Source organism: Paenibacillus sp. BIHB 4019 (genome assembly GCF_002741035.1).
GTDB lineage: Bacteria > Bacillota > Bacilli > Paenibacillales > Paenibacillaceae > Pristimantibacillus.
Window position 1 is genome coordinate 1367719 of the sequence record NZ_CP016808.1, and the last position, 21744, is coordinate 1389462.

Consider the following 21744-nt stretch of genomic DNA (forward strand, 5'->3'; position numbering starts at 1 on the left):
TTCGTAGTCTACTAGAAGAAAAAGGAGAGTTTACCATGTTCAAGCGGCTTTTATTGGCGGTTTCTCTACTAGTTACGGCGGTATTTGGCGGGTTTTCCTTCACACCGAGCGCGAATGCCCAGGCCATTCCCGAGGTAAGTCTGACAACCAGCAGCACACAATTGCCATCCTTCGACATTCCGGAAAGCAGCAAGCTTGACCTTACAGAAGCGTTGCCTGCATCTTCAGACATCTCTAGTTCGACACAAAGCCTGCAACAGCGCTCCCTAGACTCCGTCACTCAGGCGGTATACAATACCGATCCTGGCAACGCCTATACGATCAATACAGGCCAAGTCTATTTTGATTATATTGACCAAGCCGGCGGGCAGAAGTGGTTTAACTTTCAAACGACTGCGCCGAGCAAGCTGACCGCTTTTTTACAAACGGTGCAATCCGCAGCTGTCGATTATGATTTGCACTTATTCCGCTTAGATTTAGATACCTTGCAATTGGTAGAGGAATATTATTCGGTTTACGGTCCGCAAATGGACGAGCAAGTAAGCCGGATCGCTCCAGCGGGCATCTATTATTTGGCCGTCAATACGGTGGCAGGCTATGATGCAAGCAATCCATTCTATTTTACAGTCGTTCAATCCTCTGTTTATGACAGTGCCGAGCCTGATGACAACTATGTGTATGCCAAAGCAAAAACAAGCGCATTCACCGTCAGCCAGACCATCGACAACGCTTTTGACGAGGACTGGATCAAATTCACGGTCAGCACAGCTAAGCAGTACACGATATCCTTTAACAATCCAGCAGCTGGCACAAACTATCAGGTCAACATCTATAACCAGAACCTAAATCAACTGGCTACCATTAATCAAAATACAAGTGGAACCTACAACATGAGTGCCGGCACTTATTATTTTAGAGTATTAAGCACATCTTCGTTTAATGCTTCACAGCCATACACCTTCAGCGTGAGCAATGCGGCTGCGGCAGTCACGGTATCAAACATTACCTCCGACCCTAACGTGTCAGGCTATATGACCTATGGGTATGGGAATAAATATCGCATTCAAAACTATATTACCGTGACGGGATCAGCTAGAGATTCAAGCGGAAATGCAGCTGCTAATGTCCCTATTACCGTGAGCATCAGAACGGTCCTAAACAATCTGCTTTATACGGCTACTACCACTACTAATTCCAGCGGAGGATTCACTGCTTCCATCTCCAGCATCCAGCCGGGTGTTGGACTTTATGGCTATGATAACTGGGTTTCCTACCACTACTTTGATATTATTCCGATCCAGTTCAGCTCCAATAATGCGGTTTTGAGTTCTAATGAAACGACGCTTTACCACTTTGCTTATCAAATTTATCAACCTCATTAAACATTAAATATGAGATGATTGAAGCTTGATAAAAGCACAATAGAACAAAAGCCAATGCTCGCGGTCAAACGCGGCATTGGCTCTTTTTTTTGAAAATTAGCTTCCTATTTCAATTTGCCGCAATCCGCCTTCATTGGGCGGGAGGGTGAGAGGTTAAGAAGACAAGCCACGACTACATTTAAGCAACGATTCGTTCCTTTATATAAGCCTTCGCTTGCTCCGCACAATGCCGAATATATTTAGCATCATCAAATAATTTACTCATCATGACTCCGCCTTCTATTAGCCCGATGACTACACTGCATGCTGCTTCGACATCCAGATCGCTGCGAAACTCTTGTCTACCCATCCCTTCCCTGACGATATTCCCAAGCTCGGTCATCAGCTCTTTCATGGCAAGCTGCGCCTTTTGCTTGAGCAGCGGGTGACCGTCGTCATTTTCCACCGCAGTATTTAGAATGGGGCATCCGCCTTCACAAGCATCCTGTTCAATCAACGCTACATAGACATCGCATATTTCCAGCAGTTGATCTGTGGGGGAAGCTTTCTTCGAGATGGCATCCACCAGCAAACTCTTTAATTGCATAAAGGAATAATCAAAAGCTGCCAGCGCGATTTCATCCTTATTTTCAAAATGGTTATAGAGGCCGCCCTTGCGGACATTGCAGCGCTCCATAATTTCCGACAACGACGTGCCCGCATACCCCTTCGTATTAAACAGGCCAGCTGACTGGCGAATGATATGTTCCTTCGTCATTTGTCCCTTGCGCATATCCAGCCCTCTTTCCAGAAAAGTACCGATTGGTCTTAAAATAGCATACTCTTCTGCCGTGATCAACTTGTTAGATGCAAATTCGCACCCTAACACAAGAGGAATAGGAGCTTGATGGCACTCCAAAAGTATGTTAATTTAAAAACAGACCGATCGGTACTATTTGGAGGTGCTTCCCATTTCAATTTCAATCCAACATATTCGCCACGCCACTTTGGTCATCACGATAAACGGCAAAAAAATACTTGTCGATCCGATGTTAAGTGACGTCGACGAGCTTCCGCCTGTTCCTTTCACTTGGACATTGCGCAGAAATCCGTTAACCCCGCTGCCCGTTCCCCTTCCTTTTTTTGAGGACATGGATGCTGTATTGTTAACCCATCGACATTTTGATCATATGGATAAAAAAGCGATCTCGGTGTTAAACAAGCAACTCCCCGTATTTTGCCAGCCGGAAGATCAGAACTTCTTGCAGACTGCCGGCTTCCTCAACGTACAAGCCATTGGCAACTCGTTGGAATGGGGCGGCATACAGCTAATAAGGGTTAAAGGGCAGCACGCCCGTGGTGTCTTCACCAAGCTGCTTGGCCCTGTATCCGGGTTCATTCTAAGAACAGCAGCGGATGGTTCTATTTATTTGGTAAGTGATTGCGTGTATACGCCTGCGATTGAAGAGACATTCAGGGAGAACCAGCCAGATATTGCGATTTTGCATACCGCTCGCGCACAGCTGCTATTGGGGACAACTATTACGATGACGGCGGGAGATATCCTGCGTATTCGCAAGGTTTCGCCAGCTACGCGGCTCGTCGCTGTTCACATGGATGCGATTAGCCATTGTACACTCAAGCGCCAGCAGCTTAAAATCTTCCTGAAGGAACAAGGCCTGGACAATGAAGTGTTTATTCCTGAGGATGGAGAGGTTATTGCATTCTAGCCTTTCATCCGCTCCAATCAGCTTGCATTAATCTAGCAGAGCTCTTCTCTACCTCAGCTTTATGGTATAATACCAATGATTTACATTAACCGAATAAATATGGGGGTACCATTTTTGAAGAAAATACATATTTATGGAGCGGCTGCACTAATCGTATGTTTGTCACTTGCCGGATGTTCCCAAGCATCTACAAATCATCAACAAGCAGAAGCTACGAAAGCTGAGCAAGCTGCGGACACAAACGAGCAATCACAATCTATCGAGGTCGATAAAGGGCTGCTTCATACCGAATTTACGATGCCAGCCTCCATGTTTAAAGACCAGGATATGGACAGTATAACGGCTGATGCGCAAAAGAGCGGCGTGGACGAAATCACTAAAAACGCTGACGGTTCCGTCACTTTTAGAATGCCGAAAGCTGCTCATAAAGAATTGATGAAAAAAGCAGGAAAAGGCATGCTGCAAGCGATAGAGGATCTAAAAAGCGGGAACTATTTGGCATTTATTAAGGATGTCAAGCATAACAAAGCTTTCTCAGAGTTTACATTTATCGTGGATCAAAAAGCTTACAAAAACAGCTTCGATGCAATTGCGAATTTTGGCATTGGAGCGGCGGCAATGTCTTATCAAGCAATTGCTGGCGTAGCTCCCGAAGAGCTCAAGGTCACCATTAACATTCAGGCCGAGGGTACGGATACCATTTTTGACTCGATTATTTATCCGGATGCTTTGGAAAAAATGAGCGGCAAATAAGCGGGATATCTATAAAATCTGGGATAGGGGGGCCGAAGGAGCCATGAGCAATAAGAAGGCGGAAACAATCCGCACCATGAAATATCGTTACACAGGGCCTAAAAATGGCATCGGTTATTCTTTCAGCCCCATCCGTTATGGCGAAGCGGCACCAGACAATAATCGCATTTTTATTTATGATGAAGATTTCAGTGATATGCTGCCATTCATCAAACAAAAATACCCGCTTGCTGACGCACGCACAGGCGAGGTTTATGACGCTTTTGACCCTTGCTGGGATAATCCAATTCCAAAAGCGGTCTGGCAACAGGTCGTGCAGGAACTCGATGCCCTATCGGCAGAAGACCCGGGCCAGCTTGCCTTCATCCATTCGTTCACCGCCTGGGTTCGCGAGGTGATGGAGCAGGCTGATGAAATTGTGATTTACGGAAATTTGTAAACGGCCTGAATGGACGCCTGCAAATTCGAATCTACCTCGATTAGCCGAGGCAGATTCGTCTCACAGTCTCTGTTCCCTCTACTTGTCCGCTGTTTCCAGCAGCTTTTCCGTCAGCAATTCAAGCTGCTTGCCAAGGGACAAGGGATCGGTGTAGAAGAACAGACCAAATTCTGCTTCAATGACACGCCCCGCCTTGACTGCCTCTATGCTATTCCAAATATTGTTGCTCGACAGGTCGTCCATGCCTTCCCATGAAGTACGAACGATATAATCGCCAGCATACTCTGGAAGCAGCTCCATCGAAACCGACTTTCCAGCCTCTGTCTGGGAGGAATTCATATTTTTCTGTATAACCTCGGGCGCCTTCATGCCCAAATACTCATACAGCACTTGGGAGCCTCTTCCGAAATGCGTTGTCTCAGTCACAAACATATCCTTGGCGCCGCCCTCCATAATAGTGACGGTTTTGTCCATTACGCCTGCTTCCTGCAGCCTTTGTTTACTCACTTCCACCTTCTCTTGGAACTGCTCCAGCAGCTCCTTCGCTTCCTTCTCCTTGCCAAATACTGTGCCGAGCATTTCAATACGCTGCTCGGTATTCAGCTTGTCATAAGGCACATACACCGTCGGAGCGATCGATTTGAGCTTATTATAAGTAAATTCAGTTGCTACGATGATAAGGTCCGGCTCCAGCGCCATAACCGCTTCTGGATTCACCTCATATTCTGGCCCTAAAGAATCTGCTTCAGACAGTTGATCTGTAAACGCAGCACCCTCATAAATTTCAGAAATACCGACCGGCTTAATGCCCAAAGCTGCAACGTCACCAATTAAATACATGACAACTACCCGTTTCGGATTTACAGGAACTTCGACGTCCCCTATTTCTGTAGAGATGATTCTTGTCGCGGCCTCGCTTGCCGCGGCGGTATCGGCCGATGCTATTGGCGTAGCGGATGCAGCAACGGCAGCAGTATTCGCAGCTGTGCTGCCACCATTGGCACCGCCCGTCATACAGGCGCTGAGCAGCATAGTTAAGCAAATCAGCATACTAAGCAGTATGGCTGATTTTGAATTTCTTTTCATGTAAGTAGACCCTCCAGCGATATATTGATAATGATTATCATCACCGTATTTATTATAACGCAGCGGTTTGCTTAGCCCAATGTACCATTCTGATAAAATAAATGGACGATCCTTTGCTGCTCGCTGCTGGCGTTCTTTAGCCTGATAGCGTGCGGGCGACAAGCCGGTCTGTTTTTTGAAAATACGACTAAAATAATAAACATCGGGATAACCCACCTGTGAGGCAATATCGCGCAGCGAAGCATCTGTCTCCACCAGCAGTCTGCAGGCATGGCTGATTCTAATGCGGATTAAATATTCAATGGGACTGACACCGATTTGCTGCTTGAAGCTGACTGCCAAATGGCGAACGCTATAATTCAGCCGCTCCGCGAGCGACTGAAGCGTTATGCTGTCGTGGTAATAATCATGCAAATAGCGAGTGGCGCTCGTGACAAAATCGGTTTTTGCGAGATTTTTCTCCTCCGACTTCAACTGCCACAGCAGCTCATGAATGAACTGATAGAACAGACCCGTCGCCTGCAATCTGCCCAGCTTCTCCCCCGCCACCCATGTACGCTCCAATTCGCATAGACAGTTATAAAGCCCCAACGGCTCGCCGGGCTGGAAACCGTATTGGATATTAAAAGGATTGCTGCGCTCCAGCAGCCTGCCAATTTCCTTCCAGCGCGAAAATACGAGCGTTGTCCGGTAAAACAGCAGGTAATACTCGAAGGGTTCATTTGTGCCGATATTCAGCCGCATTCCTTTTGCTCCATGGAGCAGGAAAAAAGGTTCGGCCTGATAGGTGACGCTATCCAGCATCACACTTGCACAACCGCGTGTACTATATAGAAAACAGCTGGAGGGCAGGCGGTAGCCTTCCATTACTTCATCAGCGGTCATTTTTATATGGCGAATATCAGAAATTTTGACTGCGGTATGGTTCCATATCGTCGTATATTCGTCTAGCTTCATGCTGCTGTCTCTCCTTGTTCGAACGTTTCCTTCTCATTATAAGTGATAATTATTCTCAATGTAATTGTTAATATGAAAAAGGCAGCATTTCCATTCGGCTGCAAGGCATATTAGAATATGGATGTAGTCGTTAGTTAAATACTCACAAGCAGGTGATCAAATTGTCGAACAAGCTGCGCAGTATAGCAATTGAAGGGGTAGACTATAAATATACGCTGTTAATGCGCGTGGAAGGCCAGACATGTGTTCATGAATTGAAAATTTTTCTAAAGGAATCAAAAATCAACCCTTTGCACATTCGCATCCGCACATGGGATGATCCTATCGCTGGGTGTCCGCTGAATTCGGGCTTTATATTGGCTAATAGTCGTAACAACATGCCTGATGAGGTTTACAATCTCAATCATCCAAGGCGGGTTCGGGAGTGGATCTTATATGGTTTAAGCAGGGGTTGGTGGGACGGATCAAAGACGGTTGTCATCGAGGACGGGCTTGCCGCCATGCAGGAAATGGGCTATGAGATAGAGCGAGTACAATCTAGTGCGTAGTTTTAAACGAGATAGAGGCAGAGACAGGTCAAATCCAACGTCAAATGTATGGCCTCAACCAGTGGAAAAACTGGTTTAATCCCATAAAAAGGTAGAATATACATCCGAACAGCCGCTCAATGTTCTTGGTTGCAGGGTTAACGCAATACTCTCTCCACAAAGATTGGCTTGGCGGACTCAGAAGGCGCTATATCACAGAATCACGTGTTGAGACACTACCTGCGGACACAGGAGCCGCTAATGCGCTGGAATTGAACATTTCGACGGGATAATGAGGGCGATAACGTCTTTCCTGTCCGCTTGCAGCCTGAAAACGTAGAACAAGCCACAATAGCGGAAACTCAGTCCTCACAAAAAGGAGCGAGTTTCCAGAATTTCGTGAGCTAGAGTCAAAATACACGCTCATCCAATCCTCGAATCGTGACAAACCTTCCATTCCATATGTGCTCGTGATGCTCAATGATTTGGGGAGCGGTCAGCACAGCGTTCGCAAGTGTGCTATGGCTATTTTTCGCCAAAATATTAGACTTATAGCCACGGCTGTACGCGGCTCGTATCGTTGTATCCAAGCAAAATTCGGTTTGTGCTCCGGCAAAAATAAGCTGTTCAATCGATTTCCCCTCCAAAACAACAGGCAATTCGGTGTTGTGGAACGAATCCCATGTCGTCTTTCGGATAACCGCATCCTCTGACCTGATGTCCAGTCCGTGATACAACTGCCAATCTGGTGAGCCGACATAAAATTCATCCTCTTCATGGGTATAATCCGTATGCTGGATAAAAATCACCGGAACTTCTGCCCTTCGTGCAGCCGCAATCCATTGGTTGATGCGGAGCACCAAGTTCTCTTTTTCATATAGGTAGTTTTCCGGCAAGTTAAAAAAAGCCTCCTGCACATCAATAACGATTAATGCTTGTTTCATCCCGCTTCCCTCCTGGTCTATTTCACTTCCACTTTTCTCCACCCTTATTTCCTCAATAATCAAATATAACTCGCCATAAGAACGCTGAATGTCTTCCATGCCTAGCCGGAGCGATTTCAATAAAATGTGCGAATCTCGGCTGACTTTTTCATGAATAATGCATTTCATATAGTTCCTGCGCCATGAAATCCATCTCCTTGGCCGATTCAAGAATGCTAAATCTACTATTAAAAATGGGATAATTCCCCTGCTTCCTCTTTTATTCGACTATAGCATGCTGCTTGACCGACGTATAGCTAATTTGCAGCTAAGACTGATGTTAATTCCATTTCCACCACGCCGAAAAAAAAGACCAGACCCAGCAACGGATGCTTCCATTCCGCTGCTGGGCTGGTTCCCTCTATTTCATATTAGTCCCTTCCGAGCCTTTCTCCTACCTGTTCAACCCACCGCCGTAACTCCTATTGCACCATTCAAGCTTCCCCTATTTTCCATCCTTGCAAAACATCTTAATGACATGGAATGACTTCGCATGGACCTCATATTCCATCGTGCTGTCCACCTTGATTTCGTGCTTTTGCGGAGCTACGTTAAGCGGGAGCTCTATAGAGTTGACCGCATCTTCTCCGCCTTGCATAATGTAAACTTCCGCATTCTCGGCGAGCTGGAATTCGGTCTTCAGGTCTACCCGTACGGTACGATCGAGCGTATTGACCAGCTTCACGAAGATCGCGCCCTCTTCTGCATCATAGGAGACGGAGAACGGAATTTCCTCGTCTTCATGGACGACCTTAAGCAGTTCGCTTCCCATAAGCGTGCTGTACATTTTTTGCACATAGTAGCTAGGGCTGCCATAAGAATGCTCGCCATCCAGCCAGATCATATCCGGCGACCACTGCGAATAGCCCAATCTTGCAAATAGCGGCGCATAAGAAGCAAGGACGACTACATCGGCATTCCGCTCAAGCCCCGTCATAAAGGCTGCCTCTCCCAAAGCGGCACTCCAGTTGTTAAAATGGGGCGCATTCATGCCATTGCCATGGTGAGCGGCATATTCGCCAGCAAACACTTTAATGTTTCTTGGGTATTTATCATAGAAATGGACGTTCTCGCACAGCCATTCCGGCTTTACATAATAATGCTCGTCTACCGCATACACGAAATCCGGATTTTTCGCTGTTCTGTCTTTATAGTATTTCCACGCATTTTCATAGTTTTCAGAGGAAATGTCCGGGCCGGCTGAGCCGATGAGCTTCATCGTTGGATATTTACTGTGAATAGCTTGCTGAAACAGGTCGGAGCGCTTATAAAAATCGACATGCTCCGTTTCCCACTGCTCATTACCGAGACCAATCATCTCTAAGCCGAAAGGCTCTGGATGCCCCATTTGCGCCCGAATAAGTCCCCATGGCGAATCTGCTGGTCCATTTGCGAACTCGATCAGATCCAGCGCATCGTCAATGTATTCTTGAAAAGCTGGCGTATCGACGCAGACGAGCTCATCGGACTGATACTGGCAAGCCAGTCCAACATTCAAGACCGGGATTGCCTTCGCCCCCAAATATTCGCATAGCAGAAAATACTCATAATACCCGATTCCGAGCGTCTGATTGTAGTGGCTGTATGGGCTCATAAACTGGTTTTCCTCATTATTTCCGTGCAGCGCCCAACGGTTGGTATTTGGCTTCCGCTCTTCCGCTTTTCCTATGCTATGCTTCCATTGGTAACGGTTATCCAGAGAGTAGCCCTCTACGACGCAGCCTCCGGGAAACCGCAAAAATCCCGGCTTCATATCCTTCAGCAGCTCTACCAAATCTGTGCGGAATAGTCCCAGCACCGCATCCGCGGGAATCATGGAAATAAAATCAAAGCAGACGGTGCCCGGCTCGTTCAGTTGAATGACAAAAGCGCCATAGGAAACCGCCTCGCTAGCGCGCAGCTCTGCCTTATATTGAATCCACTCGCCTTGGACGGATGAAGTGGCTTCTGCGAAAGCCATGACTGTCCCATTTTTCTCAACCAGCACCTCAATGCCGCCTGTATAACCTTCCGCCCGTGCGTAGAAAGAGACATGATAAGCCACATCCTTCTTCAAACAAACGCCATCATAAGCTTTATTCGTAAAAGCCTTCTGGCTATCCGTCGCGGTGAACGCCAAATAGTGCGGATTTGTCATGTTTTGCGGCTTGTCCGTTTCAATATTCAAAATAGCGCCGCTTGCAGCTTGCGGGTATGCACTCCAGCCATAAAGTCCCGCATACGTCTCTTCAACGCTGCCCTTGTGTCCCGTTGTTTTTTGAAACTCAAAGGAACGGTTTTCAATCATTTCAGCATGAAGGCCACCGTCCAGCCCGTAATTGATATCTTCAAAAAATAGCCCGATCATGCCCTTCTCGATAGCAGGCCCACGTTGATTTGTTATATTGATTTGCATATATATCCCCTCTTCGCCACGTCACGCTGAACGTTGAATTTAATAAAACCAGCATAGTTTAGAAGGGCAGGCACATTCAATTACACATTATGCGTATCTACTAACCTATTGTGCAAATTATATTTACAACGCCGCATGCGGATTATACAATGGGCATACCCCGGGCATACCCCGTATCCATGGAGGAGCTTATGAATATTGGAAATATCGGCTTTAATCATAGCCACGATAGCGATTTTATTATAAACAGGCCGCTGGGCTCCGGCGACTACATGCTGCTGCTTTTGAAAACACCTGCATTTTTCACCTTAAATGGCTCGGAAGTACGGACTGAACCGAACTCCTTCATTCTTTACAGCGAGGACGAGCCGCAAATGTACCGGGCATGCGGAGCGCAGTTTACGAATGACTGGTTTCACTTCAAGCTGCAGGAGGGCGATGAAGCTCTGCTCGCTGAGCTGGACATTCCTCAAAACCAAATTGTCCGCATCGGAGACATGAATGAGCTGTCGATGATGATTAACCATTTGTGCTACGAAAACTATTCCTCTAACCGTTTCAGGTCAGAAACGATTCAATTATATTTAAAGCTATTTTTTATTAAGCTAAGCAACAAAATCCATGATTCTAACAATGAAATGAGCAGCACCCACTACAATAATATGTCGATCGTCCGCACTAAAATGTACAATCAGCCTTTTCTCCCGTGGACGATAGCGGGACTTTCTCATGAGCTGACGATGAGCAAATCTTGCTTTCAGCACTTGTATAAGGACTTTTTTGGCGTTAGCCCGATTACAGACTTGATTCTAAGTCGAATCGAGCATGCGAAATATTTGCTTTCAACGACGGATATTTCCGTTAAGAAAATCGCGGAGATGAGCGGTTATAATAACGAGATTCATTTTATGAGACAATTCAAGCAGCATATGAAACGAACACCCAGCCAATATAGAGAAGCGGTTCTAAGAAATTAGAACCAGAGCCAAAGCCTCAGTTACAGCAGGATTTCACTATGGTAAACTGGATGGCGGCATTGTTTTTTATTTCCAAAAATAGCGGCATGCCGTCTGAAAGCAAGTTCATCTTAGAAAAGGGGTTATCTCTATGAAAAATAAAAATAGACGATGGGTAGGCGGAGCAGCCCTGATATTGTCGCTGCTTGCCCTTTCAGCATGCGGCTCTTCAGGACCTGCACAAGCAGATTTTGACAGCTTGCAGAAACGGGTTGCCGGGCTGGAACAGCAGCTTGCCGCTAAGGAGCAGGAGCTGGAAGAGCTGAAATCAACAGTTGCAGCCATAAATCAAGCTGGCGGCAGTGTCGATGTATCTGCACCAAGCGATAATGGTCCTGCTGACAAAGGGGATAATGTGCGGATTACCTTTGCCCAGTATCAGAAAATAGAAATTGGCATGACCTATAAGGAAGTAACTGAAATAGTTGGCGGCAACGGCCAAGCTTTGAGCGAAACCGCAGATATGGTCGTCTACTCCTATTCTGGCGCAGGGGATACAGGGGCGAATGCGGTGCTCTCTTTCAATAATGGAAAGCTGCTATCCAAGGCACAAGCAGGACTCGACTAAAACGGACGATTGGGCAAAAAAAGAACAGACAGCCTTCACTCATTAATAACATGAGCTGAGGGCTGTCTGCTTGTTTAATTCCTACTGTGGACTCGCTCCAATGGGATTGCGTGCAAACAACGAATGAATATTGCCTTCCGGATCAGCGAAAAAGCCCTACTGGCTTTGTCCTATAATGCATACATGCATAAATAAACTAAACCAATTCTTCGATCGCTACCCTATACAAATAGTTGCCTTCGCTAAACAGCACGCGATTTTCTCGAAAATCCCGGGTGTGCGGTTTAAGCGGCTCCGCCTGCTCATTCAAAAAATGGATTTTGTGCCCTGCACTCAAGCTGCCTGGGCTTTCATTTCTCTTCAAAATAAAGGTCTCATGCTTGCCATAGCCGCCGTCGAATAAAAAGTGGTACCCATCCGTACAAAACCCGGCGGAGCCGGAAATATTCGGATTCATATAGGTAACCTTAGCCTGCCCGGGTCCGCCTGAAATGCGGCCTAACAGGAAGTCCGTGTAAAAATAGAACCAGATCTCCTGTTCATTCACGACATTCAGCGCATAACAATCCGCGATATTCGACGTGTGGTCTTCATATATTTTGTTGCCATGCTCATCCCAAGCCAGGAGACCTTGTGCCCCAATGGGGTGATTCCACCCGTTGTTTCCAAAAACGCCTTCGTCAAAATAACTGGTCCAAATGGTGCCCTTCTCCGTTACCTGAACGCTCTGAATGCCGTCTCCCAGCATAAATTCGCGAACGGTCTCGCCTTTATAGTCACATACTTTGGCGTTCAAATCATATCTGTCTAACCCATAATAAGTACAGCGCGCACCGACCAACAGCAGTTTATTCCGAAGGGGCTGCACATAATGATAATTGAAATGCTGTCCCTCAATCACCACTGCTTCCATATAATTATCTTCTATGACGAGCACCTTATAGGTGTACGTTTCCTTCAGCGCTGATGGGACGTGCATGCCTCGTATCCGTTTCGGGATGCGGTTAACCAGCAAGACATACACGCATTCATCCCCGCCGAGCTGGGCCGAGACCACCTCAAAGCCCTCCATATGCACAGACATATCCGCATAAGGCTGCAGCGTTACCGTTTTATCAAACATATCCATTCCTCCCCTTCGATATCATCAAAAGCACCGTCGGTATTCAATAACTGAATTATGCCTGTGCACGGTACGCCTGAACAGGGTAGAAGTATGGCAAAGGATCAAGCGGGCATGCTCGTCTCCAACAGCCTGTCTTGAATTAGCCGCGCAACTCGCTTATACTTTCGTTCAGATGCACAATAATAACCAACTTTGACATACCGGTTTTTTGCACCCAGAATGAAACGATAGAACAGGAGGAGCACGGTTGCTGCAGCTATCAGGAAAGCAGGCTCAGGATATTGTCGACAAAATGATGCAAGACATCCCCTACAACATTAATATTATGAATGAACATGGCATTATTATCGGAAGCGGGCAGAAGGAGCGTATAGGTACCATTCATCAGGGTGCCGTTCAGGCTCTGACTACCAGAAAACGAATTGAGGTCTGGCAAGATAGCGCGCTTGCGAAAATGGGTACGAATGAACCGATTATGATCCATAACCAGTACGTCGCTGTAGTGGGCATCTCCGGGCATCCCGACGAGGTGCGTCCTTTCTCCAACATTGTGAGCACGACGGTATCCCTGCTCATTGAGCAGCGCAATCAGCTGGAAAGCCTAGCCCATGAAGCTTCCCGCAAACAAGCTTTTCTGGAGCGGCTGCTGAGCCATACGGGCTCCTACTCACAGAAAATCAAAAAAGAAGCTGCACCCTACAAGCTTGATCTGCAATTGCCAACTGTCCTCCTATACATAAAATCCATCCAGCTCAATGCTGTTACAAATAAAATGCTGCTTCAGCTTCCTTCGTTCTCCATTCAGGATGACGAGGATGCCCATATCGTTTTCATTCAAAATGAATCTGAGCTGGATGCCATTGTTCAACGTTTCAGGCAGGAGCAGCCTCAAGCCAGCATCGCCATAAGCAGGCGGGAAGCAAGCATTGCAGCATGTTATGAGCAGGCTAGATCGGCCATGAACATCTTAGCAGCGCTTGGTTCTGCCTCCCGCCTGATCCGGTATGAAGATGTGCGGTTTCTCGTGCGCTTCAGCCATGCCGATCTAACCCGGCACCCTAATCTGGTGGGCAAACTGGAGGATACCGCCGATTTAGTCGACACGCTCCGCAGCTTCATCCGCCATAGCGGCAGCATGACAGCAACAGCTGATGAACTCAGCATTCATCGCAATACGCTGCAATATCGCCTCAAACGGATACAGACTCTTACAGGCAAAAACCCGCGCGACTTGCTGGAGCTTATTGAGCTAACCCATGGCTTGCTTACCTTCTATCAGTAAGCAGTCCCAATTTCAGCACCCTCGCAATGTTCTCGGCAGTACGCTCTACGTTGTCCGGGCCTTCCTTCAGAAGCTTCTCCAAATCGGAGGCCCCTGGAACAATGCCGAACACAGCATCTATGCCTTCGGCGTATAACGTTTCGATTCCTTCTCCAACGTATCCGGCAAGCGCAATAACCGGCTTTCCTGCTTCCTTGGCTGCCTGTGCTACGCCATAGGGGGTTTTGCCAAATTTCGTCTGAAAATCGATGCCTCCTTCACCCGTAAACACGATATCGGCTTGGAGCAGCTTGTCCCGAAGCTCTGTATATTCAATGACAATTTCAATGCCTTTGCGCAAAACCGCCTGTGTGAAAATCAACAAGCCCGCGCCTAATCCGCCAGCTGCGCCTGCTCCCGGCATGTCCCGAACATCCTTATGCAATTGCTGCTTAACGACATCTGCATAATGAGACAGGTTCGCATCCAGCCGCTGAACCATTTCCGGCGTAGCTCCCTTCTGCGGGCCAAATACTTGCGAAGCGCCATGCTCCCCGCATAACGGATTGGTCACATCGCAAGCGACAATAAACTGCACTTCCCGCAAACGTTCATCCAGCTTTGACACATCAATGCGGGCCAAATGCTCCAGAGCTCCTCCCCCACGCGCAAGTACATGCCCTTGTGCATCAAGAAACTTTGCACCGAGCGCTTCCGCCATGCCCGCTCCCCCATCGTTAGTGGCGCTGCCGCCGATTCCAACAATGATTTTGCGGATTCCCTGATCCAAGCAAGCGCGAATTACTTCGCCCGTCCCATAAGTAGTGGTGCAAAGCGGGTTTCTCGTTTGCTTCGTCACCAGATGAATGCCACTGGCCGATGACATCTCGATAACCGCCGTTGCACCATCTCCTGCAATGCCATACGTTGCTGTTACGGGCTGGCCAAGCGGTCCGCTTACTTCTATCTGATGTATAGTCCCGCCTGTAGCATCCACAAGGGATTGCACCGTTCCTTCTCCTCCGTCAGCCATCGGTACATGAATGTAACCTGCTCCCGGATAAATCTTACTTAGCCCTTTCTCCATCGCGATACAAACTTCTTTTGCTGTCATGCTTTCCTTGAATGAATCTGGTGCCAGCACGAATATCGTTTCTTTCATTTTCTCTCACCCCATCCTCGTTATTAAAGGATAAAACCGTAAAGCAAAGTAGCTACGATAGCCATCGTGCCGCCAATGACAGCCTCATAAGGAATAACCCCCATACGCTGTCGCACGGTCATCTTCATGCTGTCGGCTGAGACGTGAAAATAATTTCCTTGTGGCAAAGAGTCGATAACCGTCGCTCCGGTATGCACCATGACGGCTGCGGCAATCGGCGCCGTACCCATATTCAAAATCGCATCACCAAATGAACCCGTTGCTAAAATAACGCCTGTAGACGTAGAGGCCGTAGCCGCAGCCATCAAGATGCCTGCAATCGGTGCCAGGAAGGTTCCCGATATCCCTGACGTTTCAATCAGATGTACGACCTCAGAAGATAGATCAGATGCGGAGATGAGTCCGGCAATACCTCCGGCACCAACCAGAATGAGCACCGTTGCGGTCATCTTATTCAATCCCGAGGTCGTATACTTCACCGTGTTCTTGGCCTGTCCCATCGCAAGCAATCCGATAATACCCGCTATGGGCAAAATATACATCGCATCGACTTTAAACGTGGATAGAGCCTCAATTCCCGTAATCGAACCAATCGGGTTAATCATTAATAAAAGAATAGCAGCCAGCGGCGCTACAATCGCCTTCTTCAGCGGTGGATATTGGGACATGTCTACTTCACCTTGCTCTACTTCATGATCCGCTACCTTAATACCTTTATTTTTGAGCATAGAAGCCACGATTACTGTAATGATTAGTCCACAGACCGCAGGAACCAGCCCCGCTAGCATAACATGGCTGAGATCCAGATCGAATCCGCGTGCAGCAGCGATAGCGTTTGGATTCGGGGATATGACGTTTCCAGCCTTGCCCCCGCCAGATAAGGCCACCAGCAAAGCCAGCTTGGAGATGCCCATCCGGTTCCCGACTGAAAGCGCAATTGGAGCAACGATAAGTACAGCAACGGGAATGAACACGCCGACCGCCGTAATGATCATTGTCGCCAGCGCTAAAGCCAAAATCGCCTTACTGCCTCCAAATTTCCGAACGATGGCCTGTGCGATCGTCTCCGCCGCCCCCGATTCCATCATGACGCCTGCAAGCACCCCGGCTGCAAGGACACGGAGCACCGTTCCCATGACGCTTTGCGTGCCATTTACGAGCACATTTACGGTCTGCTCCAGATTGGCCCCGCCAATTAAAGCGCCTACAATCGCTCCCAAAAATAAAGAGTAGACCGGATTCAGCTTTCTCAAAATGAATATGATGGCGATTGCCAGCCCCGCCAGGGCACCTATCCAGCTAATTGATAAAGTTTCCATCGTCCCTTGCCCCCCATGCACTTGTTGAACACGCTTTCATTATAGGTGCTAGCGGGCAGAATAAATATTGGTGGAAGGACGAAATATATTGTGCATGTGCACAATGATGATGATTCAGATTGGTCTAGCGTTTAAAATGAAATGGAGCCCTCCACATAGGAAGGCTCCACGTTTTTAAATTAGCTTAGATTTTCCACTCCGCTCGCTGCTGCCGCGTCAGGCGCGGACAAGTGTAGCAATAGGAGCGGTTTTTTCGGCGGAATTGCAGACAGCATACATTTTTCAGAGCAAGCTGCTTTTCTGGGTCCAGCGGGTTGGGGATATAGCGAACATTGACATGAAACGGGTTTTTGCTTCTTCCGAACCATTCGGAAGGCAGTGCCTGCACGAACCGTTCGTCAGCTTCTAGCTGCTTCAACACGGCTTCGTCTGTTATGGACTGCTGCAGGCGCTCTCTGTAATTGTTCAGAGCAGTAGGCAATTGCCCCCACAGCAAACCGATATTTAAGCTTGAGGCTTGAGCCAGAGACTCCATTAAAGGATGTGCAGTATTTCTGTAAAAATGGAACAGCACATGCTCCAGCCATTGCTGCCTCTGCCTTCCAGCTAAATCGTCCGGCGCTTGCTCCGCTTCCTTTCGCTCAACCCGAAAGCCGACCTTCGTAAATCCGGGCTCCTTAATCAACTGTACTTCAAGATTGCTTAGCGAGAAGTTTGGAGCCGTATCATAAACAGATATGGAGTAATGCAGTGCAGCAATTACGGAACCAAACCAGCTGCTGAAATAAGCTGCGGCGACTCCCTCATCCATCCCTTCAATCAATTGGTTATAGGCAGCAAGAAATCCGCTCATGGCAGCAACATCTATAAGGTCTTCACCTTTAATGGACATGACCGCCTCTTTGCCAAGGTCTTTGCCAGGCTCGCTTTCTATTCCGAAATGCCGTTCCAGCTGCTCCCACATTGCCCTGTTCATCACTGACCGAATAAACGGCTCAAATCTTCCAGCATGGAAGTCGCAGCGTTTGGTCCATAACCGCCAAACCATGAGTCCGAGGAAACGGGGTACACTTGATTAGCTTTAACAGCCTTCAGGTTTTTCCAAATATTAAAGTCCTGCAATTCATTATAAATTTCATCATTGTCATTGATGAGCAAAATATAATCGGGATCAATTTCCGGCAGTTTTTCCTTAGACAGCACTTCATATCTGTTTTCGGCACTGGTGAGCGGGAAAACAGCCGGTCTTTCGAAGCCAAAATCGTCATAGAGCCACTTATAGTCCATATCTCCGTAATAACGGATATCGTTTCTTATGCGCAGCACCATGAGCGTCTTGCCCTTCGCTTTGCTTTGAACCTTCGCGATTACGCCTTGTTTTAGCTGTTCATAGTCGCCAATCACCTGTTCAGCCTTATCGTTCAAGCCAAATGCAGCACCAGTCGCACGGAAAGCCGTCTGCCAATCCGGTGCTACATATCCGTTTTCCAGCATCGCTGTAGGAGCGATTTGCTTGTAAGATTCATAGATATCCTCGCTGTTTGTATCTGTAATAATTAATTCAGGAGCAAGCGCAAGCAGCTTTTCGAGATTCACTTTGCCCTGTTCGCCTATAATTTCCACACCATCCAAAAACGGTTTTAAATAAAGCGGAAAATCCTCGTTCTGCGACTTAACCGTTGCCTTAGGCACCATACCAAGTGCAATCATATGATCAGTCAAATAAGTAACCGTCGTAACAATATTTTCTGGCTGATTAGGCAAAGTCTGCTCGCCTTTAGTATCTTTAAACGCAAACCCAGCTTGCGGAGCCGCATCCGATGCCTGCGTCTGCTGCGCCGCTTCAGCAGACGGTGTGGAAGCCGCCTCTTCATTAGCTTTGCCGCATGCGGCGGTCATCATAACTAGCAATAGTGCTACTATAGTCATTGTAAATAAAAAACGTTTGTTCATACGATTCATTCCCCTTTTGTCTTCGTTAGAAAGTTGTTATGGTCTGTTATCAACCATGACGATTGTGCTCGTCGTCCAGCCTCTGTCATTGGTCAAATTCATAAAGAAGCTTCCTTTTTCATCGGGCAGACTAGCGATAGCTTCATTATTCCCTTTTAGAAAAGCAGCTATTGGCTGCCATATCGCCTGCCTCCAGTCGCTGTTGTCCTTGCACCAGTAGAGAACAGCTTGCTTAACAGGCAACGATGAAATAAACGGAACGCTGATATGCTCCCCCTCCTGCCTCATCTCCATCATTTCAGCCAGCTTAGGCTCGCCCTTTACTACACTGTCCGCAAACGCATAGGCTTCCTCGCAAGACCATGCTTCTACGTAGGAATGCCCCAGCCCATAGTGAAGACTCAGCGTGCTTGCCGGATGGCATTTCCTGTTCAGCTCGTAGGATTTGATGAAGATCGACAGCGGGAAGTGCGTATCGTTGCTGCCATTCAGCCACAGCATTGGCAGACGGCTCTGGGGCAAATAGGTCGCTGGGTCCCACAATAAAGAAAGCCGTTCCGCATCGGCAGACGGCATTAGCGCGAAGCCCTTTCCGTATACGGTTAGCGGCTCGCTCAAAAAACCACAGCCATAAATCGGCATGGCAAAAGAGAGCCTTGTATCCAAGCCGGAAACCAGACTCGTAATAATGCCGCCCCATGAAATGCCCGTTATGCCAATGCGGCTTTCATCTACTTCAGGAAACGACCGAAGCAGCGAATGGGCAACCACTGCCGCCGCCACAGCATGATACATCCATTGATCCTCCAATGGCTGATCGTAGTCTGCAAATACGCCTTGCTTGGCCGGTCCGCTCCAGCGATGGCACGGCCACTCCTCTTCTGCAGATGTGCTGCTATTTTTGTCCACATAGGGGGTATGGCCCTCCAAATCCATAGCAATTGCAGCATAACCTCGAGCAGTCCATTTCTTCACCCATTCAGAAAACGCGGTTCCAGCACCACCATGAAGAAGCACGATGCCTGGAACTTTATCCCCACTTGATGCACCGCTAGGCACACCATAATAAGCGAAAATCCGCGTTTCCCTTCCTTGATAAGGAACCCCTTGATAAAACAAAGCCCTAATTTCACAACCGGTCTGCTCGGAAGCCGGGTATACAGCAGGTATTTCGTATAGCTCGTTCAGATTCCAAGGAGGCTTGTTCAAATGCCGCTTCCTCCTCTTTTAAGTGATAATGATTTTCCTTCTCAAAATAATAGCATTCCTCCGTACCATTTCACATGGATTTTGAGCATGTGTTTTCTAGACATTTGTCAGCCCGAACATTTGCATCACATAAGGCAGTGCCCGTTCATGCGACCATGCGGAGTATTCAAACAGCTTGTCCGTTCCAATTTCATAAACACGCTGATTTTGAACCGCCTCCAGCTGCTTCCATAAGCCAGTCGCTTGCAGCTCCTCCTTGCTCCTATTTGCCTTGGCCGTCGAATCCACCATTAGAATAATGATGTCGGCGGCATAGTTCTTCAGCTCAGCTTGAGAGACGGTACAGAAAACATCGATATCATCCAAATTATGTGCAGCGTTCAGCCTCAAATCTTCATAAAATACCGCACCCGCATTGCGCCTGCCATAAATCCGGTATTCGGAGTCCATCACTCTCCATATACTCAACGTTGCCCCGCCCATTTTTCCCCTGACCTTACGATATGCCTTTTCCGCTTGACTATCATATTGCGACAGCCATACCTCAGCCTCTTGCTGCTGTTCCATCGGTTCTGCTATTGCTTGAAGCTGCTGGCGCCAATCTTTAGGCAACCAAGGAATAGACACCGTCGGCGCGATGAGTTCAAGCTCCTGCTGTGCACTGCTGCTCAACATATCTGTACAAAATATAAGATCTGGCTTGGCCTTGTTCAGCGCAAGCAGATTTCGGCTCCACAAATCGCCTTTCCCGACCTCATCCGGGTGCAGCTGGATCATTCGGTCATAACGTGCATGATGGGGATAAAAAACAGCCGCTTTGGGCAGCAATTGAAGCGCAAGCAAGCTCCCCGACAATGGCTCGGAGACGCTGGCGATGTTGCGCTTTCGGCTTTTAATAAAGGTTAACGGAGACATGGTTGTCTGCTGCTTGAAGCGGCGGCTGAAATAAAATTCGTCGTCAAAGCCTACCTTGGCAGCCGTTTCCCTTACGCCTTCTCCCGTTAATAGCAAATGCTTGGCTCGTTCCATTCGAATTTTCATTAAATAAGCAGAAGGCGTGACGCCGATGTGATGCTGAAAGGCCCAAGAAAAATAGCCCGGACTCAGCCCCGCTAGACGAGCCAGTTTTGTGCGCTTCAACTCATGGTCTGGATTCTGCTGCATGATTTCGGCAATGCGAGTAATCGCAGACACCGTTGTTTCCTCTTCCCGCATGGCTGGCCTAGCCTCTGCGAGCAAGGAAACGAAGCGATAGAGCTCTGCCTGCACACTGAATTCGTTGCGCTGCTTGGAGGTCTGCCAGCGTAGCAGACTATCGCAGCATTCGGCAGCCAGCTGCGCATTTGAAATACGTGCCTGGCCCAGCAAAAAATCGGCTGATTGTGCAGCCCGCTTATCCGCTTCAAGCCTGTACGCTTCAAAGTGGATGATCCAGCCTTTTACCGGATTGCTGCCTGCGGCTATCTGAAAAGAACGGCCAGGCGGCAGCAAATAGGCTGCATCTGGCGATACTTCGCCATTTTCACCCTCCGAGAAAATCATGCCCTCGCCCCGAGCACAAAAGACAGCAGTATGCGAGTCTGATGCCTGACAAATAGTCTCGCTTTCTGTAAAAGCTTCAAAGGAATCTATACGGCAAAAACGAAGCATAGCCGCTGCTTTTTGGCCGGAATCGTTCATGAATCTCCCTCTTTTCTCATTTATTTGTTTTCTTTATCATTAAGTCGCCGTATGCGATCTGTGATCTGCCATATACCTCAATCTATTATCTCTCAAACCGCAGCAGCAGCATATATCCGATCACCTGCAAATATTATTTTTCGCGCAAAAAATGCAGAAAATTTTGCTGGGAGCCACAAGTAGTGGTTCTACTCCTAAGAACATGGAGGCTTTATGCCA

Annotated in this window: 19 protein-coding genes; 8 read left to right on the forward strand and 11 right to left on the reverse strand. The window is 47.7% G+C overall.

What is annotated here, in order from left to right; genetic code table 11:
• Window positions 1–35: 35 nt before the first annotated feature.
• Window positions 36–1382 (forward strand): Ig-like domain-containing protein, encoded by a 1347-nt coding sequence (locus BBD42_RS05725; RefSeq protein ID WP_099517379.1) that lies wholly within the window; start codon window positions 36–38, stop codon window positions 1380–1382.
• A 178-nt stretch (window positions 1383–1560) separates the two neighbouring features.
• On the opposite strand, the gene BBD42_RS05730 is transcribed toward BBD42_RS05725, so the two are convergent.
• Window positions 1561–2154 (reverse strand): TetR/AcrR family transcriptional regulator, encoded by a 594-nt coding sequence (locus BBD42_RS05730; protein WP_099517380.1) that lies wholly within the window; start codon window positions 2152–2154, stop codon window positions 1561–1563.
• A 169-nt stretch (window positions 2155–2323) separates the two neighbouring features.
• Between BBD42_RS05730 and BBD42_RS05735 the strand changes: the two genes are divergently transcribed.
• The 3 genes from BBD42_RS05735 (at window position 2324) to BBD42_RS05745 (ending at window position 4283) form a co-directional block, all read left to right on the forward strand.
• Window positions 2324–3091: an MBL fold metallo-hydrolase gene (locus BBD42_RS05735; RefSeq protein ID WP_237163386.1), complete on the forward strand. Its 768-nt coding sequence runs from the start codon at window positions 2324–2326 to the stop codon at window positions 3089–3091.
• A 114-nt stretch (window positions 3092–3205) separates the two neighbouring features.
• Window positions 3206–3844, forward strand: coding sequence for a hypothetical protein (locus BBD42_RS05740; protein ID WP_099517381.1), 639 nt, complete (start codon window positions 3206–3208; stop codon window positions 3842–3844).
• Between the two features lie 43 nt (window positions 3845–3887).
• A complete protein-coding gene (locus tag BBD42_RS05745) occupies window positions 3888–4283 on the forward strand; it encodes a hypothetical protein (protein ID WP_099517382.1) in 396 nt (131 codons plus the stop codon).
• A gap of 78 nt (window positions 4284–4361) precedes the next feature.
• Here the strand turns inward: BBD42_RS05745 and BBD42_RS05750 are convergent, their stop codons facing one another.
• Window positions 4362–6326, reverse strand: a complete 1965-nt coding sequence (locus tag BBD42_RS05750; RefSeq protein ID WP_099517383.1) for an AraC family transcriptional regulator — start codon at window positions 6324–6326, stop codon at window positions 4362–4364.
• A 161-nt stretch (window positions 6327–6487) separates the two neighbouring features.
• Between BBD42_RS05750 and BBD42_RS05755 the strand changes: the two genes are divergently transcribed.
• Entirely contained in the window at window positions 6488–6874 is a 387-nt protein-coding gene (locus tag BBD42_RS05755; protein ID WP_099517384.1) for a hypothetical protein, read from the forward strand.
• A 389-nt stretch (window positions 6875–7263) separates the two neighbouring features.
• Here BBD42_RS05755 and BBD42_RS05760 read toward each other — a convergent pair whose 3' ends face one another.
• The gene (locus tag BBD42_RS05760) at window positions 7264–7797 is read right to left on the reverse strand and encodes an isochorismatase family protein (protein ID WP_099521485.1); all 534 of its coding nucleotides are present in this window, start codon (window positions 7795–7797) and stop codon (window positions 7264–7266) included.
• Window positions 7798–8281: 484 nt separating this feature from the next.
• Window positions 8282–10231 carry an alpha-L-arabinofuranosidase C-terminal domain-containing protein gene (locus BBD42_RS05765; protein ID WP_099517385.1) on the reverse strand — a complete coding sequence of 650 codons (1950 nt, stop codon included), beginning with the start codon at window positions 10229–10231 and terminating at the stop codon, window positions 8282–8284.
• 191 nt (window positions 10232–10422) lie between these two features.
• On the opposite strand from BBD42_RS05765, the gene BBD42_RS05770 reads away from it, so the two are divergent.
• Together BBD42_RS05770 and BBD42_RS32160 are read left to right on the forward strand one after the other, a co-directional pair.
• The gene (locus BBD42_RS05770; RefSeq protein ID WP_172455408.1) at window positions 10423–11208 is read left to right on the forward strand and encodes an AraC family transcriptional regulator; all 786 of its coding nucleotides are present in this window, start codon (window positions 10423–10425) and stop codon (window positions 11206–11208) included.
• Window positions 11209–11338: 130 nt separating this feature from the next.
• Complete coding sequence (locus tag BBD42_RS32160; RefSeq protein ID WP_099517387.1) at window positions 11339–11815, forward strand: hypothetical protein; 477 nt, start codon at window positions 11339–11341, stop codon at window positions 11813–11815.
• 196 nt (window positions 11816–12011) lie between these two features.
• Here BBD42_RS32160 and BBD42_RS05780 read toward each other — a convergent pair whose 3' ends face one another.
• The gene (locus tag BBD42_RS05780; protein ID WP_099517388.1) at window positions 12012–12938 is read right to left on the reverse strand and encodes a hypothetical protein; all 927 of its coding nucleotides are present in this window, start codon (window positions 12936–12938) and stop codon (window positions 12012–12014) included.
• Between the two features lie 250 nt (window positions 12939–13188).
• On the opposite strand from BBD42_RS05780, the gene BBD42_RS05785 reads away from it, so the two are divergent.
• Window positions 13189–14223, forward strand: coding sequence for a CdaR family transcriptional regulator (locus BBD42_RS05785; RefSeq protein WP_099517389.1), 1035 nt, complete (start codon window positions 13189–13191; stop codon window positions 14221–14223).
• On the opposite strand, the gene BBD42_RS05790 is transcribed toward BBD42_RS05785, so the two are convergent.
• The 6 genes from BBD42_RS05790 to BBD42_RS05815 all read right to left on the reverse strand — a co-directional run bounded on the left by BBD42_RS05790 (window position 14207) and on the right by BBD42_RS05815 (window position 21525).
• Window positions 14207–15364 (reverse strand): glycerate kinase family protein, encoded by a 1158-nt coding sequence (locus BBD42_RS05790; protein ID WP_099517390.1) that lies wholly within the window; start codon window positions 15362–15364, stop codon window positions 14207–14209. The two genes, BBD42_RS05785 and BBD42_RS05790, sit on opposite strands and share 17 nt — an antisense overlap.
• A 23-nt stretch (window positions 15365–15387) precedes the next feature.
• Window positions 15388–16683 (reverse strand): GntP family permease, encoded by a 1296-nt coding sequence (locus BBD42_RS05795; protein WP_099517391.1) that lies wholly within the window; start codon window positions 16681–16683, stop codon window positions 15388–15390.
• A 184-nt stretch (window positions 16684–16867) separates the two neighbouring features.
• On the reverse strand, window positions 16868–17662 hold the full coding sequence (locus BBD42_RS05800) for a hypothetical protein (RefSeq protein ID WP_172455409.1): 795 nt from the start codon (window positions 17660–17662) through the stop codon (window positions 16868–16870).
• Window positions 17659–18636, reverse strand: coding sequence for an ABC transporter substrate-binding protein (locus BBD42_RS05805; RefSeq protein WP_172455410.1), 978 nt, complete (start codon window positions 18634–18636; stop codon window positions 17659–17661). The genes BBD42_RS05800 and BBD42_RS05805 overlap by 4 nt, the downstream gene beginning before the upstream one ends.
• 36 nt (window positions 18637–18672) lie before the next feature.
• Complete coding sequence (locus BBD42_RS05810) at window positions 18673–19845, reverse strand: alpha/beta hydrolase family protein (protein ID WP_099517394.1); 1173 nt, start codon at window positions 19843–19845, stop codon at window positions 18673–18675.
• 96 nt (window positions 19846–19941) lie between these two features.
• Window positions 19942–21525 carry an ABC transporter substrate-binding protein gene (locus tag BBD42_RS05815; RefSeq protein ID WP_099517395.1) on the reverse strand — a complete coding sequence of 528 codons (1584 nt, stop codon included), beginning with the start codon at window positions 21523–21525 and terminating at the stop codon, window positions 19942–19944.
• Window positions 21526–21744 lie beyond the last annotated feature (219 nt).